At 70.0% G+C, this 15,904-nt stretch carries 10 protein-coding genes; 3 read left to right on the top strand and 7 right to left on the bottom strand.

Annotation, left to right across the window (positions count from 1 at the left end):
- Positions 1–42: 42 nt before the first annotated feature.
- The gene (locus JHY01_RS15420; protein ID WP_205326549.1) at positions 43–615 is read right to left on the bottom strand and encodes a dihydrofolate reductase family protein; all 573 of its coding nucleotides are present in this window, start codon (positions 613–615) and stop codon (positions 43–45) included.
- 281 nt (positions 616–896) lie between these two features.
- Here JHY01_RS15420 and JHY01_RS15415 point away from each other — a divergent pair, with 281 nt between their 5' ends.
- On the top strand, positions 897–1,331 hold the full coding sequence (locus JHY01_RS15415; protein ID WP_205326548.1) for a hypothetical protein: 435 nt from the start codon (positions 897–899) through the stop codon (positions 1,329–1,331).
- Positions 1,332–1,417: 86 nt separating this feature from the next.
- Here JHY01_RS15415 and JHY01_RS15410 read toward each other — a convergent pair whose 3' ends face one another.
- Complete coding sequence (locus JHY01_RS15410; protein ID WP_205326547.1) at positions 1,418–3,544, bottom strand: anthranilate synthase component I; 2,127 nt, start codon at positions 3,542–3,544, stop codon at positions 1,418–1,420.
- 506 nt (positions 3,545–4,050) lie between these two features.
- Between JHY01_RS15410 and ileS the strand changes: the two genes are divergently transcribed.
- Together ileS and JHY01_RS15400 are read left to right on the top strand one after the other, a co-directional pair.
- Positions 4,051–7,194, top strand: a complete 3,144-nt coding sequence (gene ileS, locus JHY01_RS15405) for an isoleucine--tRNA ligase (protein ID WP_205326546.1) — start codon at positions 4,051–4,053, stop codon at positions 7,192–7,194.
- Between the two features lie 405 nt (positions 7,195–7,599).
- A complete protein-coding gene (locus tag JHY01_RS15400; protein ID WP_205326545.1) occupies positions 7,600–8,298 on the top strand; it encodes a hypothetical protein in 699 nt (232 codons plus the stop codon).
- A 44-nt stretch (positions 8,299–8,342) separates the two neighbouring features.
- Here the strand turns inward: JHY01_RS15400 and JHY01_RS15395 are convergent, their stop codons facing one another.
- From JHY01_RS15395 to JHY01_RS15375, 5 genes are all read right to left on the bottom strand, one after another.
- Positions 8,343–8,729 carry a type II toxin-antitoxin system death-on-curing family toxin gene (locus JHY01_RS15395; protein ID WP_205326544.1) on the bottom strand — a complete coding sequence of 129 codons (387 nt, stop codon included), beginning with the start codon at positions 8,727–8,729 and terminating at the stop codon, positions 8,343–8,345.
- A complete protein-coding gene (locus tag JHY01_RS15390) occupies positions 8,726–8,923 on the bottom strand; it encodes a ribbon-helix-helix protein, CopG family (protein ID WP_205326543.1) in 198 nt (65 codons plus the stop codon). Before JHY01_RS15390 ends, JHY01_RS15395 begins: the two co-directional genes overlap by 4 nt.
- Before the next feature lie 130 nt (positions 8,924–9,053).
- A complete protein-coding gene (locus JHY01_RS15385; protein ID WP_205326542.1) occupies positions 9,054–9,533 on the bottom strand; it encodes a DUF4878 domain-containing protein in 480 nt (159 codons plus the stop codon).
- 149 nt (positions 9,534–9,682) lie between these two features.
- Positions 9,683–12,790: a UvrD-helicase domain-containing protein gene (locus JHY01_RS15380; protein WP_205326541.1), complete on the bottom strand. Its 3,108-nt coding sequence runs from the start codon at positions 12,788–12,790 to the stop codon at positions 9,683–9,685.
- Entirely contained in the window at positions 12,783–15,872 is a 3,090-nt protein-coding gene (locus JHY01_RS15375) for an ATP-dependent DNA helicase (RefSeq protein WP_205326540.1), read from the bottom strand. Before JHY01_RS15375 ends, JHY01_RS15380 begins: the two co-directional genes overlap by 8 nt.
- Positions 15,873–15,904 lie beyond the last annotated feature (32 nt).

The following is a 15,904-nucleotide window of genomic DNA, read 5'->3' as shown; positions in this document are numbered from 1 at the left end:
GCCGGAACCCGCCCGGCCCGAACGGGCCGGGCGGTGCACGCGCTACTTCACTCGATAAGTGAGGCAGGCGAACTGGCCGACGCTCTTGGCCTCGGTCAGTTCGAGGTGGTGGGAGAGGATGCGGCGCGGCAGGAGCGGTGCGCCGTCGCCGAGGAAGACCGGCGCGAGCGAAACGCGGATCTCGTCGAGGAGCCCGGCGTCGAAGAACTGGCCGACGAGGTCGCCACCGCCGACGATCCACCGGTCCTTGTCGCCCGCGACCTCGACCATTTCGGCGTGAACCGCCGCGACGTCACCGGACGCGAAGCGGATGTCCTTCCCGGGCACCGCCGGGAGGTTCCGGCTCGTGAACACCCAGGAAGGCGCCTCGTACTCCCACTTGTCCGGGTTGTCGAGCAGGTGCTCGTACTCGAGGATCCACTCATACGTCGTGGAGCCCATGCAGATCGCCCCGACCCCGGCGAGGAACTCGCCGAACTCGTCGAGCGGGGTCTCCGACTCCTCGGACTGCTCCGGATCGCCTCCGGGCACGGTGAAGAGCCACTCGAGCGAGTTCTCGGGGTCCGCGAGATAGCCGTCGATGCTGGTCGCTGTGTTGTACACGGTTTTCGCCATCCCGCCAGCCAATCACGGGCCACCGACATCCCGGCGACGAACCCCGCGACCCGCGCCGGCCGACCCGCAAAGTACCGGAAGTGCCTGAACCCCAACGGATTCGATCGCCGCAGCTCACGGACCGGCAACGGCCGGAACGAGAAGCGCCGATCGGGCGCGACCTGCCATCGCGCGGGGCCGTCGGCCCCCATCAGCTCTGTCGGTTTCCCGACATTACCCGTTTTGTGCAAGAATGCGCGCTTCTTCGTAATTATGTTGATACCACGCCATAAGGCGTAATCATGATCAAGTTCGCCAAAGGGGTGATCCTGGTAATGAAGAGGTTCTTCACTGCCATCGGCGTCATTGCGGCCGCGCTCGCGCTGTCGTTCACCGCCGCGTCCTCGGCCGCCGCGGCTCCGCCCGCGCCCGTCGACGTGCCGACGCCCGTGAAATCGCGGATCGAGAGCACGACCGTCCCGGCCTCCGCCCTAGAGCAGCGGACCTGCAGGGCGCGCTTCACCGAACGCGTCAACCACCGCCGCCTCGCCGAGGTCGGCTCGTCGATCCTCGATGTCATCCCGGCCGGCGCCTGGGTCCCCGTCTCCTGCGAGCGCGGCTCCGGCGGCGAGTACCGCGCCTGCGGCCTCACCAGCGACTACTGGATGGAGGTCTACTGGAACGGCGGCTGGGGCTACAGCGCCTGGTCCTGCGTCCAGGACTGGGAGTACACCTGATAGCGCCCGAAACCCTAATGCCCGCAACGCAAGGGCCGGGAAGCGCCACCGCGCCTCCCGGCCCTTGCCGTGTCAGAACGGGACGCTCAAGCGGTCAGCCGCAGCACGTTCCCGATGATCCGGTGCCCGTGCGCGCCGGCCGAGGTCAGGATCGACTCGGGGTGGAACTGCACCGCGAACCAGCGTTTCCCGGGCGCCTCGATCGCCATGACGACCTCGTCGATCGCCGCGGTCGGCGTGAAATCGCCCTGCACCTGGTCGGGCGTGGCGTACAGCGAGTGGTAGCGCGCCGCGGTCACTTCGGCGGGCAGCCCGTCGAACAGGCCGCCGCCGGCCACCTTCACGTTTCCGGGCTTGCCGTGGCTCGGCTCGTCCAGCAGCGACAGCGAACCGCCCGCGTGCTCGACCATCGCCTGCAGCCCCAGGCACACCCCGAACACGGGCAGGCCCTGCCGCTCGAGCTCGTCGAGCAGCCCGGCCGTGCCGAAGTCCTGCGGCCGTCCCGGGCCGGGCGAGAGCACGACCAGGTCAGGGGCAAGCTCGTGGAGCGTCCTCGCCGCGTCGAACCCGAATCGCAGCGTCGTCACCTCGCAGCCGTGCTGGCGGAAGTAGTCGCCGAGGGTGTTCACGAACGAGTCCTCGTGGTCCACCAGCAGCACCTTGCGGCCGACCCCCGCGGGCCCGCCCGCGACCTCGATCGGTTCAGGGACCGCTGCCGCCGCGCCGATCCCGCCCGCCGCGGTCTCCAGCAGCGCCCGGGCCTTCAGGTGGGTCTCGGCCTCCTCGGCGTCCGGATCGGAGTCGTACAGGAGCGTCGCGCCCGCGCGCACGCACGCGACGCCGTCGCGGATCTGCGCCGTCCGCAGCGTCAGGCCGGTGTTCATCGAACCGTCGAAACCGACGAAGCCCACCGCGCCGCCGTACCAGCGCCGCGGCGTCGTCTCCTGCTCCTCGATGAACCGCATCGCCCAGGTCTTCGGTGCGCCGGTCACCGTCACCGCCCACATGTGGGTCAGGAACGCGTCCAGCGCGTCCATCTCCGGCCGCAGCCGGCCCTCGATGTGGTCGACGGTGTGGATCAGCCGCGAGTACATCTCGATCTGCCTGCGGCCCAGCACCTTCACCGAACCGGGCACGCACACGCGGGCCTTGTCGTTGCGGTCCACGTCGGTGCACATCGTCAGCTCCGACTCCTCCTTCGAGGAGCCGATGAGTTCGGCGATCTGCGACGCGTCGTGCATCGGGTCGTCCCCGCGCGCGATCGTCCCCGAGATCGGGCAGGTCTCCACCCGGTCGCCCGTGACCCGCACGAACATCTCCGGCGACGCGCCCACCAGGTATTCGCGGTCGCCGAGGTTGAACAGGAACTCGTACGGCGCCGGGTTGGCGGTGCGCAGCCGCTCATAGAACAGCGTCGGCGAATCGCACGCGGCGTACATCTCGTGCCCCGGCACGACCTCGAACAGGTTGCCGGCCTTGAACTCCTGCCGCGCACGGCGCACCGTGTCGGCGTACACGCCCGGCACCGGCCCGTCCGGAACCGATGCGGCCCGCACGTAGTCCAGCGACTCGGTCTCGCGCGCCAGGCCCGTCGTCGATCGCCCGCCGAACGAGAAGTCGTAGCGGCGCACCTGCGCGGTCTCGCGCTTGCGGTCGACCACGTAGATCTCGTCCGCCAAGTGCAGCACCAGGTCGCGGGCGTCGGCGGGCCGGTCCTTCGCGAACGGGATCGGCTCGAACTGGTAGGCCAGGTCGTACCCGAACGCGCCCCACAGGCCCAGGTACGGGTCGTCGCACTTGAGCGCCTCGAGGATCACCCGCAGCGCCGAGAACGCCGTCGGCAGCTTCGAGCGCAGCTCCTCGGGGACGCGCTCGGTCGGTGTCGGCACCTGGACGTGCACCTCGCGGTCGCCCCGCGTCACCTCCCCGACCCCGGACGCCTCCAGCGCATCGGCGAGGACGTCCACGAGCAGGAACCCGCGGGCGTTCAACTGCCGCACCGTCACCTTCCGGCCGCGCGCCACGACCTCGAGCGACGGGTCGACATACGCGAGGTGGTAGCGCGAATAGCGGCCCGGATACTCCATGCCGCTCGAGAGCACCCCGCCGCGGCGCGTCTCCACCTGCGCGACGATCGGCGTCAGATCCGGGTCGTCGAGCTCACTGACGTGGCGCTCCACGGTCACGCCGGCGGGTGTAAGGAATTTGGTCATCGGCCCTCTCAATGGGTCTCAGGTCCCGACTCGAGGCGGCCGACCCCGGATACGACGAAGCGACCGCCTTCGAGACGGTCGCTTGCTTCTTGCACGCAAAAGCAGGGACGCCGCCTCAGCGACGCCACCACCAGTTGCGTGCGTGGATTCTCACAGGCCGAATACTACATGCCCAATGAGTGGGACCGCCGCCGGTGCGCTGCGAGGACGCGCCCTCAATCGCTCGCGAACCGCCCCCGGCGCAGCGCTACACTTGCGGACAACAGCGTCGACCCGGCCATCACCGGCGAGCTTCCGGAAGAACCGGCCCCATTCGCGGCGGAGCAGTCGCAGCCGTGCGGGACCGCAGTAGAACCGGACGGGCGCGGCCCGTCACCGCCGCCGAATCAAGCGGGCGCACCCTGTGCGCCAAGCGAGGTGGTACCGCGGGTCAGGCCCTAACAAAGCCGGGACTCGTCCTCGCACACCGAACGTCCGCAAGGTGTGTGTGAGGAGACACCGGTCCTATGGCCTATCCACTCGACGACCCCGCACGGGGCGTACCCGCGAGCCCGAACCTCCCGGAGGTCGAGCGCCGTGTGCTCGACTTCTGGGCCAAGGACGACACCTTCGCCGCCTCCATCGAAGCCCGCCCGGCAGGCGAGAACGGCGCGAACGAGTTCGTCTTCTACGACGGCCCCCCCTTCGCCAACGGCCTGCCCCACTACGGGCACCTCCTCACCGGCTACGTCAAGGACATCGTCCCGCGCTACCAGACCATGCGCGGCAGGCGCGTCGAACGCCGCTTCGGCTGGGACACCCACGGCATGCCCGCCGAGGTCACCACCGAGAAGGAGCTCGGCCTCAAATCGAAGGCCGACATCGAGGCGTACGGCATCGACCGATTCAACGCCGCCGCGAAGGCCTCGGTCCTCCAGTTCACCGGCGAATGGCACGACTACGTCACCCGCCAGGCCCGCTGGGTCGACTTCGAGAACGACTACAAGACCCTCGACCTCACCTACATGGAGAGCGTCATGTGGGCCTTCAAGACCCTCTACGACAAGGGCCTGGTCTACGAGGGCTACCGCGTGCTCTGGTACTGCTGGCGCTGCGAGACGCCGCTCGCCGCCACCGAGACGAAGATGGACGACACCTACAAGGACCGCCAGGACCCGGCGGTCACCGTCGGACTCGACATCACCACCGAAGGCCCGCTCAAAGGCGCGAAGCTCCTGGTGTGGACCACCACGCCGTGGACGCTCCCGTCGAACCTCGCCGCCGCCGTCCACCCGAGCGTCGACTACGTCGTCATCGAAGCCGAAGGCTCCCGCTACCTGCTCGCCGAGGCGCGAATGGCCGCGTACGCCCGCGAACTCGGCGACGAAGCCGAAGTCGTCGGCCGCTACAAAGGCGCCGACCTCGCAGGCCTGCACTACAACCCGCCGTTCGACTTCTTCGCCGGCCGCGAGAACGCCCACCAGGTGCTCACCGCCGACTACGTCACCACCGAGGACGGCACCGGCATCGTCCACATCGCCCCCGCCTTCGGTGAAGAGGACAAGCTCGTCACCGACGCGGCCGGCATCGAACCGGTCGTGCCCGTCGACAGCGCCGGCAAGTTCACCGACGAGGTGCCCCCGTACGCGGGCGTCCACGTCTTCGAGGCCAACAAGCTCATCATCAAGGACCTCAAGGAGACCCAGTCGCTCCTGCGGCACGACACCTACAACCACAACTACCCGCACTGCTGGCGCTGCGGCTCCCCGCTGATCCAACGCGCCCTGTCGGCGTGGTTCGTCGCCGTCACCCGCTTCCGCGACCGCATGGTCGAACTCAACCAGGAGATCGACTGGACCCCCGGGCACATCAAGGACGGGCAGTTCGGCCGGTGGCTCGCCAACGCCCGCGACTGGAACATCAGCCGCAACCGCTTCTGGGGCTCGCCCATCCCCGTGTGGGTCAGCGACGACCCGGAGTATCCGCGCGTCGACGTCTACGGCTCCCTCGCCGACCTCGAACGCGACTTCGGCGTGCCCGTCACGGACCTGCACCGGCCCGGCATCGACAACCTGGTGCGGCCCAACCCGGACGACCCCACCGGGAAGTCCGTGATGCGCCGCGTCCCCGAAGTGCTCGACTGCTGGTTCGAATCCGGCTCCATGCCGTTCGCGCAGGTCCACTACCCCTTCGAGAACGCCGAGTGGTTCGAGCACCACTACCCGGGCGACTTCATCGTCGAGTACACGGCGCAGACCCGCGGCTGGTTCTACCTGCTGCACGTCCTCGCCACGGCCCTCTTCGACCGCCCCGCGTTCCGCACCGCCGTCGTCCACGGCACCCTCCTGGGCGCCGACGGGCAGAAGATGTCCAAGTCGCTCAAGAACTACCCGGACGTCCGGGAGTCCTTCGAGGCCTACGGGTCCGACGCGGTCCGCTGGTTCCTCGTGTCCTCCCCGGTCCTGCGCGGCGGCGACATGCCGGTCACCGAGAACGGCTTCCGCGACGCGGTGCGCCAGATCGTCCTGCCACTGTGGAACGTGTGGTACTTCTACACGCTCTACGCCGGGGCCGCCGGCTACGAGGCCTCCCCTGAGCAGGCCCGGCAGACCGCGCTGGCGAGCGAGCACCGCCTCGACAAGTACCTGCTGGCGAAGACCCGCGAACTCGTCGAGACCATCACCGAGGCGATGGACGCCTACGACCTGGTGCGCGCGACCGCCGCGTTCCGCTCCTACCTCGAGAGCCTCACCAACTGGTACGTTCGCCGCTCGCGCGACCGGTTCTGGGAAGGCGACGAGGACGGGTTCGCCACGCTCGCAACGGCGTTGAAGACCGCGTGCGAGGTGGCAGCGCCGCTGCTGCCGCTCGTCGCCGAGGACATCTGGCGCGGCCTCACCGGCGGCCGCTCGGTGCACCTGGCCGACTGGCCCGACGCCGACGACCTCCCCGCCGACCACGCCCTGGTCGAAGCGATGGACGCGGTGCGCGAGATCGCCTCGGTCGGCCTGTTCATGCGCAAGGCCCGCAAGCTCCGCGTGCGCCTGCCACTGGCGAAGCTCACCGTGGCGACCGGACACGCCGAGCGGCTCGCGCCGTTCGCGGACCTGCTCAAGGACGAGTTGAACGTCAAGGCCGTCGAGTTCGACTCCGACGTGAGCGCCTACTCGAAGGCCGACCTGAAGCTGGTCCCGCGCGTGCTCGGGCCCCGCCTCGGCAAGGACGTGCAGCGGGTCATCAAGGCCGTCAAGGCCGGGGACTGGACCGTCGAAGACGGCACGGTCACCGCGGGCGGCGTGGTCCTGGAGGACGGCGAGTACGAGCTGACCATGGTGGCCGTGGACGCCGAGCACACCGAGGCCCTGCCGAACGACGCGGGCGTCATCGTGCTCGACACCGAGGTCACCCCCGAGCTCGCCGCCGAGGGCCTCGCCCGCGACGTCGTCCGGGTGATCCAGCAGGCACGCAAGGACGCCGACTTGAACGTCAGCGACCGCGTCTCGGTCGTCCTCGACGCCTCCGACGAGGTCAAAGCCGCGGTGGAGACCCACCGCGCCTTCGTCCGAGCCGAGACTTTGGCCCTGGACCTGACCTTCGCCGACCTCCCCGACACCGCCACCAGCGGTGAAGCCGGAGACGTGACCGTGAAGGCCGCCGTCAGCAAGGTCTGAGACGAGGAAAGGCGGGCCCGGCGACCGAAGGTCGTCGGGCCCCTTTGCCGCTGCGCATCCCAGATGTCGCCCTTTGACTTTTCGTTGCGCTCCGAGCCCGATCTGGATCAGGACGGCCCGCATTCGGAGTTCAGCCAAGCCGACCCGCGAAGGTCGGAGTATCGATAGCCTGGGTGGCCAGGTCATATTCATCGCGAGACCAACGAGTGGCGGCGATCTGCCGAGTGCGGACAACCGTGCGTCATCGACGCGATTGGCCGAGTTCCACCCATCTCAACGGGGAGAGGCGTTCCCTATCGAGTGCTTGACCGACAAGCCGAAACCGGACGCCCAAGATCTTGCCGATACGACGCTTTCGCGGCGCTTTGCACACTCCGGGTCTCGGAATCCTTTCGGGGGCACACCATGCGGAACGAGAAGAAGCTGGCCATGCTCGCCGGAATCCTCGCTTGCGCTTTGGCCGGAGCGGCCGGGTGTCTTCAAGACAGCGATGATGCCGGCGTCAATGACAAGACCTCTGCACCCGCTGTCTCACCGACACCGCAGGAGACCACCGATTCGCCGACGCTCTTCAAAGAGCCCACTCACTCGCCTACTCCTCCCGAAGAGTCGACTGACGAAGCGACGCCCGAACCGGAGACAACCGAACCGGAAACGACCGAACAGGAGACGACCGAACCGGAATCGACTGCTGAAGAACCGGCTCCGCCAGATGATGCACCCGCCACCGGTGCATTCGGCGACACCGTCACCTATGACGACGGCATATCGGTCACCGTCGCCCCGCCTGTCGAGTTCAGTCCGAGTGGCACTGCGGCATTCGAGGAGTCTCCGAGCTATGTGCGCTTCTCGATCACGGTTGTCAATGACGGCGATCAGGCGCTCGACTTGACGTTCTTCACCAACTCCGCACAGAGCGGGCAGAGTGAGGCGAGCGAAGTGTTCGACTCTGAGCAAGGGCTGGAAGGGCCGCCGTATACGAGTCTGCAACCCGGCCGCTCGGTTACCTGGGACTCCGGGTTCGGTGTAGAGGACCCGAACGACATCGTATTGCAGCTCAGCCCATCGTGGGATCACGAAGAAGCGGTCTTCACCTCGAACTGACCGGACGCCGCTGGGCGTCCAGGCCGAAATCGTTCCGGCAACGCTCAATGGATCGGCGTCGTCCACTTCACGAGGGTGTTCGCTATTTCCGCGACCTCTCGATCCCCTTGCGCGACCGCCCGAATGAACCCGTCGCCCGCTTCCGGCGACGGCGGTTTGAGGTGGTACCCGTTCAAGCCGTACATCTGCTTGGCTGCAACGTAGCCCAATCGCTTGTTGCCGTCGACCAGTGCGTTGTTGCGAACCAGGGAGTGAAGCAGCGCGGCGACCTTCTCGTGCAGAGACGGGTACGCCTCTACCCCGAACACGCACGCCTGGGGGCGGGCCAGGGCCGACTCCAGCAGGCCCCAGTCCCGCACCGGCGGAGGCTTGTGCCCCGTCACCGCGATGGCGATCTTCTCCAGATCGTCGAGGTTGAGGTAGTCGATCACTTGGCGAGCCGGTCCAGCAGCTCGCGGTCTTCCTCGAGCGTGCGGGCGAGCAGCTCGTCGAAGCGGCGCTGGCGTTCGGTCAGGAACACGTGGACCGCTTCCGTGACGAGGTCATGCTTGGATCGACGTTCCTTCGCGGCTCGCTCGGTGAGCAGCCGGTCGTCTTCTTCTGAGAGTCGCAAAGTCATGGCCATTCGGTAATGATACCTCGTGATACCACGCGGTATCACGAGGTTGTCCTTGTTCGTGGGCGTGACCTTGACGCACGGAAGGCGGGGCCCGGCGAGCATTGCTCGCCAGGCCCCGTTCGGTGCTGGTGTCGGACTACGACATGAAGCCGCAGATCTTCCAGGCTTCGGCTTCCTTGACGAGGTCGAAGGTCTCCTCGGTGTCCTCGCCGTCCTCGGTCATGGTGACCTCGACGGTGGCGGTGTCGCCCTCCTCGGTGACCTCGCCGATCTCGTAGGACCAGTCCTCGGGCAGCGCGAGGTCCTCGCCGCCCGCGGCCATGGCCTCTTCGATCTCCTCGGCGCTCATGCCCTCGAACATGGCGCTCATGCCCTTGATGCCGGCCACGTCTTCTGCGCAGAAGTACTCGTCGGCGGCGTCGGCCGCGCCGTCGAAGTCCCCTTCGGAGACGGCGTTGAAGACGTCTTCGACGCCGTTGTCGAGGAAGTTCTCGACCGCGCCGTCGGGCGTGTCGTTGCCGGCGCTGCAGGCGGCGAGGGCGAAGACCGCGGCGAACGTGCCCCCGACGAGGGCGGTGGCACGGCGGGCACGGCGGGGCGTCATCACAGTGTTCATGGGTTCCAATCAGATGAGGAAATCCCTTGCAGCCCCGTGGGTGGTGGGGCCGAAGGCCGGTATGGGCCCGGCCCCGGGATCAGCGTCCATGTTAGGGACCCCCTGCAAACCGGCGGCGACGTCGCCGCGAACGGCGCAGGGCGGTCACGCTAATCCAGGTCGGGCCACCAGGTGTGGTCGGAACCGATGTAGTGGAACGCGGTCCGGATCGCCGACTCGTCGATGTCCTTGAGGCGCGCCCAGGCCTTCCGGTAGACCTTCAACTGGAGCGCGGCGTGGACCGCGTCGTCGCCCCGCGGCGGGCGGCCGGTCTTCCAGTCGACGATGTCGTAGCCGCCGTCTTCTTCGCCGAAGAACACCGCGTCGATGCGACCGCGGACGATCGTGCCCTCGTAGTCGATGACGAAGGGCACCTCCTGGGCCGCGATGCGCCGCTTCGACCAGGTCGAATTGCGGAAGGACTCCTTGAGCCGGTCCAGGTCCGCATCCGGGCCCACCGGGTCGGCCGCGCCCGGCAGGTCCGCCGGGTCGAAGAGCGTGCCGCCGCCGAAGAACTCCTCCACCCAGGCGTGGAACTCGGTGCCGCGCTGCGTCGCCGGGCGCGGCGGGACCGGCATCGGGCGGCGTCGCTCCGCCGCGAACCGCTCCTCGTCGGCGCGCATCGCCATGAGCTGCGACGTCGACAGCCGCTTCGGGCGGGGCAGCCGCACCACACCCGATTCGAGCGCCGCCCGCTCGGCGAGCAGCAGCTCCGCCTCCGTACGCCAGGTCCGCGCCAACGGGCCCTCAGCGGAGCCATCCGATCCAGTGCTGTCCGGTGCGGCCAGCACCAGCTCGGCCGCCTCCGCGAACCTCTCCTGCCGGGAACCCAAGGGCGCCTTGCTCGGCCACTCGACCGTGCGGGCGTCGTCTTCGAGCGGATTCGACGGGCCCGGATCAGCCCACACGGTCGCCTCCGCGCCCGCCGCCACCGCCTCCTCCAGGTACGGAGCGGGCCCCCGCAGCTGCCGCCGCTCCGCCTCCCACCAGTACCCGCTCGCCAGCAGCGCCTGCCGCGCGCGGGTCAGCGCCACGTACGCGAGCCGCCGCTCCTCCTCGAGCCGCGCCTCCTCGTCGTCGCGTTTGAAGTCCTCAACGGCCCCTTTGACTTCGGAGGGAACGGTCGCGTCGTCGAGGTACAGGACCGGCAGGTTCCCGGCATCCCCGCGCAGCGGGTACGGCAGCCGCGCCGCGTCGCTCACCCACGTCTGGTCGCCCTTCACCTTGCCCGGCAGAATGCCCTCGCACAGCCCCGGCACCGCCACCACGTCCCACTCCAGGCCCTTCGCGGCGTGCACCGTGAGAAGCTGCACCACGCCGCCCGCGGGGGAGGCGCCCTCCACCGTCAGGCCCCGCTCCCGCTCCGCGGCGGTCTCCAGATAGGACAGGAACCCGGGGATACTGGCCCCGCTCGTGTCGTTCTCGTACGCGGCCGCCACATCGATGAACTCGTCCAGGTTCGACAGGTCCCCGTGGTGCAGCATCACCTCGACGTCGAGACCCGAATACGCGATCACATCGCCCACCACGTCAGGCAGGCTCTGCCCGAGCCGCCCGCGAATCCAGGCCAGCTCCTCGTGCAGCTGCGCGAACCGCAGATACCCCAAGGCCGAGTAGCGCTCGGCCGGGCCCGGATCGGCCAGCGCATCGGCCAGGGACGCCTCGGCCTCCCGCCCGGCGTCCGGTTCGAAGCCGCGCGTGTCGGGGGCGAGTTCGCGCGCGCGGGCCCAGAGGGCGGCGATGTCGCGCGGCCCGATGCGCCAGCGGTTCCCGGCGAGGAGCCGCATGAGCGAGGGCCCGTCGGTGGGGTCGGCGGCGGCTCGGAGCATCGCGACCGCTTCGGCCACTTCGGGGTGGAAGAGGAGCCCGAGGGAGCCGACGACCTGGACGGGGAGTCCGGCGGCCGTCAACGCCCGGTGGAGGGCGGGGATCTGGCGCCTCTTGCGGACGAGGACGGCGGCTTCGACGGGTTCGGCCGCGTCGCCGTGTTCGGCGTGGCGTCGCTGGTCGATCGAGTCGCAGATGACGGCGAGGTTCGCGGCGAGCCAGTCGGCTTCGTCGCTGACGGTGAGGTGCATGGCGGCGCGGACGAGGCCGGGGCCGTCGACGCCGGCTTCGAGGGGTTGGAGGCCGTCTGCGCGGAGCGGTTCGGAGACTCGATTGGCGACGGCGAGGATCTCGGCTCGGTTGCGCCACGACTTCGTCAGCTCCACGCGCTTTGCGGCACCCCCTGCGGGCGTGGGGAAGTCGGTGGGGAAGCGCAGGAGCGTCCCGGCGGAGGCGCCGCGCCAGGAGTAGATCGACTGGTTCGGGTCGCCGACGGCCGTCACGGGATGCCCGCCGCCGAAGAGGTCGCGGAGCAGTGCGACCTGGGAGTAGGAGGTGTCCTGGTATTCGTCGAGGAGGACGACGCGCCAGCGTTCTCGTTCGGTCTTGATGATCTCGGGCGCGCCCGCGACGAGCTGCGCGGCCAGCGAGAGCTGGTCGGCGAAGTCCATGACGCCGAGTTCGCGCTTGCGCCGGTCCCAGGACTCGACGAGCGGCAGCAGCTGCTCCCGCTTGCGCCGCAAGGACAGGAGCGCCCGGAACTGGTCGTTCGAACGGCTGCCCTGGCGTTCGGCGAGCGTCTCCTCCAGATCGCGGTCGAACCGGCGCAGGTCGTCGCCGTCACGGAGGTGTTCGGCGAGCTGCCCGGCGAGTTGGAGGACCTGTTCGGTGACCTTGTCGACGCCCACGTCGAATTCGCTCATGGGGCCGTCCCAGGCGCACACCAGGTCTCGCGCGATCTGCCAGCGGCCGGTGTCGGTGATGACGCGGGTGCCCGGTTCGATGCCGATGCGCAGGCCGTGCTCGGCGACGAGGCCGCCGGCGTACGCGTTGTAGGTGGAGACGGTGGGTTCGCCGTGGAGGTCGGCGAGTTCGGGGAGGGATTCGGTGAGGCGCCGCAGTTTCTCGCGGACGCGGGCGGCGAGTTCGGCGGCGGCTTTGCGGGTGAAGGTGAGGCCGAGGATGTGCTCGGGCCGGGCGACGCGGTTGGCGATGAGCCAGACGACGCGGTCGGCCATGGTGGTGGTCTTGCCCGATCCGGCGCCGGCGACGACGAGCATCGGGTCGGGCCCGGCTTCGATGACGAGGGCCTGTTCGGGGGTCGGGGTGGGGGTGCCGAGCCGGTTGGCGAGGCCCACGGCGGTGTATCGGTTCGCGTCGCGCTCACTCATCGGTCACCTGTCGTCCCTCGTCGGCGATCGGGCAGCACCGTTTCACGGAGCAGGTCTCGCATTTGCTGGTGTTGCGGGCCTCGAACACGGCGCCTGCCATGCGCACGGCGGTGTCTCCGGCGAGCTCCCGCGCCCAGTCGGGGTTCTCGTGTTCGCCGAGCGGGCCCTGCTGGCGAGAGGCGGCGGTGGCGCCCTTCGCGTTCGGGTACACGAGTTCGGCCCCGCCGGGTTCGGCGCCTTCCTCGAACGCGCCTTCGGCGATCGCGAGCTGGTAGATCCCGAGCTGCGGGTTGGTCTGCGCCTCGGTCTTGGTGACGGCGCTCTTGCCGGTCTTGAGGTCGACGACGTAGAGGCGGCCGTCGGCGTCGCGTTCGAGCCGGTCGATCTGGCCGGACATGACGACTTCGACGCCGGGGGGCCCGATCTCGAGTCTGATCCGGAAGGACCGTTCGGCGCCGACGAGTTCCCTCCGGTTGGCGCTGAGCCATCTCGCGAAGCGTTCGACGGCGCCGGAGACGCGCTGGCGCTGCTGTTCGGCGTGCCAGGGCGCTTCGAAGGGGAGCCGGTCGAAGTGCTCGCCCACGACCTGTTCCATCACGGTCCTCGGGTCTGCGGCGGGGTCGACGGTGACGGCTTCGGCGGCGGCGTGGAGGAGGGTGCCGAGGTGGCGGGGGAGGAGGTCGCCGGAGTCGCCGCCGTGGGATTCGAGGACCCATCGCAGCCCGCACTGCTGGGTCTTCTCGACTTGGGACGGTGAGATGCGGATGGACTCCCCGGCCAGGGCGAGCGCGCGTTCGTCGGAGACCGCCGCCAGGCCCCACCATTTCGCGGGGTCGGCGCCGGGCACGCCGGATTCGGCGAGGCGCCGGAGGGCGGCCGCGGCGGCGTCACGTTCGGCGTGGCCGGAGTCGACGACGGCTTCGCGCAGGCGGGCGGTGAGGGCCGCGAGGCTCAGGGGCCGTCCGCGGCGCGGCGCGTTGACCGGTTCGACACCGAGTTCGGCGCTGAACCGGCTCGGTTGCGCCTCTTCGGAGTCGACCGCGGTGACGAGCAGGCGGGTGCGGGCGCGGGTGCACGCGTTGTAGAACAGCCGCCGCTCCTCGTCGAGCAGCTGCGCGACCTGGTCGACGTCGGCGCGGCCGTCGATGACGTCGACGAGCGCTTCGGCGCCGAGAAGGGACCCCCGGGGCCGCAGGTTCGGCCATGCGCCTTCCTGCGCGTTCGCGACGACCACGAACTCCCAGCGGCGCCCGTGCGCGGCGTGCGCGGTCGTGAGGGTCACCGCGTCGCCCAGTTCCGCGCGCGCGGACAGGAAGTCGCCGGGGAGCTGCTGGTGGAGCACGTGTTCGCAGAAGACTTCGACGCCCGCGCCGGGCTGCTTGCGCTCGTAGTCGGCGGCGAGGTCGAACAGGGCGATCACGGCGTCGAGTTCGGCGTCGGCGCGCTGGGCTCGCCGGTCCCCGGAGAGCGCGCGCCGCCGCAGCCGCTCGCTCATCGAGGAGGCCTCCCACACCGCCCAGAGGGTGCCGCTGAGGCCGGTGCCTTCACGGGCGGCCGCGAACAGGGCCCCGAGCCGGCGGGCGGGTTCGGCCCAGTCCTCGTCGGGCAGCGCCGCGGTCCGTTCGGGGTCGCGCAGGGTCTCGACGAGGAGGTCGGCGCCGGGGGAGAAGTTGTCGGCGGCGACGGCGAGCCGCCGCAGCTCCTGGCGCAGACGGCGTTCCTCGAACGGGTCCGCGCCGCCGAATGCGGAGTGCAGCAGCCCGGCCGCGTTCGACTCGTCGAGGCGTTCGCGCCCGCGTCCGACGAGGACGAGGTGCAGAAGGTTCCGCACTGTGGGGTGCGCGGGGAGCGGCACGTCGTCGGCGGCCTGGCGCGTCGGCACGCCCGCGTGCTGCATGGCCCGGCGCAGGTGCGGGATCGCTCCGGCGGATTTGACGACGACGGCCATGTCCCCGTAGGGAACCCGGTCGAGGAGGTGCGCGCGGCGCGCGACGTCGGCGATGTACACGGCCTCGCGGGTCGGCGACGGCAGGTGGACGACGTCCACGCGGCCCTGCTGCTCCGACGCGGTGCCGCGCCGCCGGTCCCGGTCGTGGCCGCGCAGCCGCCGCGACAGGGCGGTGGTCGCGGCGAGGGGTGCGAGCGCGACGTCGTGCGTGTCGTCGAGCTGCACGGTGGCCGCCTCGGTGCCGTCCCGGTGCGTGAAGCGGAACGGGAAGTCCCGCACCGACTCCGGGTCGCCGCCCTGGAATCCGAACACGGCCGCGTCGGGCGTGCCGGCGGCGACCAGGTTCGCGCCGTCCCCGGCGAGGAGTTCGAGCAGCCGCAGGTGCGCGGGCGTGGCGTCCTGCAGGTCGTCCACGAACACCCAAGCGGGCCTTGGGTACAGCGTCGGATCGCGGCGGAGTGCGGCCGCGGCGGCGCGCACGATCTCGGCCGAGTCGTACAGGGCGCTCGACATCGACTGGAGCGCGAGGGTGGTGACGTACCGATCGTAGAACCGCGCGGCGGCGATCCACTCGGGACGGTCGTGCTCGCGCCCGAGCCGGGTCAGCTCGGGCGCCGAGAGGCCCCGCTCGCCGCAGCGGAGCACGAGGTCGCGCAGCTGCTGCGCGAACGCGTACGTGCGAACGGCCTCGTCGAAGCCCGGCGGCCAGGCGAAGTCCTCGCCCTCGAGCATGGACCGGATGAGCGCGTCGGCCTCCGGGCCGGTGAGCAGACGCGGCTCGTCGCGGCCCGCCGCGACCGCGGAGGCCCGCAGCAGCGCGAACGCGAACGCCGGGAACGTGAAGACGCCGACCTCTGCGGCCGAGCGGCCCGCCGTCGCCTCGTTCAGCCGCGAGCGCAGATGCGCGGTGTCCTGGCGGCGCAGGCCGAACACGAGGATCGAGGCCGGGTCGACCCCGGCCTCGACTTTCGCGGCGACCGCTCGCAGCAGCGCCTCGGTCTTGCCGGTGCCGGGCCCGCCGCGCACCAGCAGCGGCCCGGAGGCGTGCTCGACCACCGCCCGCTGCATTGGGTCGAGATCGAACGCGGCCCCTGCAACGGGCGGGTCGGTGAGCTCATACCTGAGTTCGGACACGGTGCCCATGGAAGCACAGCGAACCACACGGG

The organism is Glycomyces sp. YM15 (genome assembly GCF_016918015.1).
Classification (GTDB): domain Bacteria; phylum Actinomycetota; class Actinomycetes; order Mycobacteriales; family Micromonosporaceae; genus Glycomyces.
Note: the sequence above shows the minus strand (reverse complement) of the source record. Positions and strands in the feature narration are given on the sequence as shown.

Coding starts and splice junctions, on each gene's coding strand:
- JHY01_RS15420 (WP_205326549.1), bottom strand. CDS start 615: ATGGCGAAAACCGTGTACAACACAGCGACCAGCATCGACGGCTATCTC.
- JHY01_RS15415 (WP_205326548.1), top strand. CDS start 897: ATGATCAAGTTCGCCAAAGGGGTGATCCTGGTAATGAAGAGGTTCTTC.
- JHY01_RS15410 (WP_205326547.1), bottom strand. CDS start 3,544: ATGACCAAATTCCTTACACCCGCCGGCGTGACCGTGGAGCGCCACGTC.
- ileS (WP_205326546.1), top strand. CDS start 4,051: ATGGCCTATCCACTCGACGACCCCGCACGGGGCGTACCCGCGAGCCCG.
- JHY01_RS15400 (WP_205326545.1), top strand. CDS start 7,600: ATGCGGAACGAGAAGAAGCTGGCCATGCTCGCCGGAATCCTCGCTTGC.
- JHY01_RS15390 (WP_205326543.1), bottom strand. CDS start 8,923: ATGGCCATGACTTTGCGACTCTCAGAAGAAGACGACCGGCTGCTCACC.
- JHY01_RS15385 (WP_205326542.1), bottom strand. CDS start 9,533: ATGAACACTGTGATGACGCCCCGCCGTGCCCGCCGTGCCACCGCCCTC.
- JHY01_RS15380 (WP_205326541.1), bottom strand. CDS start 12,790: ATGAGTGAGCGCGACGCGAACCGATACACCGCCGTGGGCCTCGCCAAC.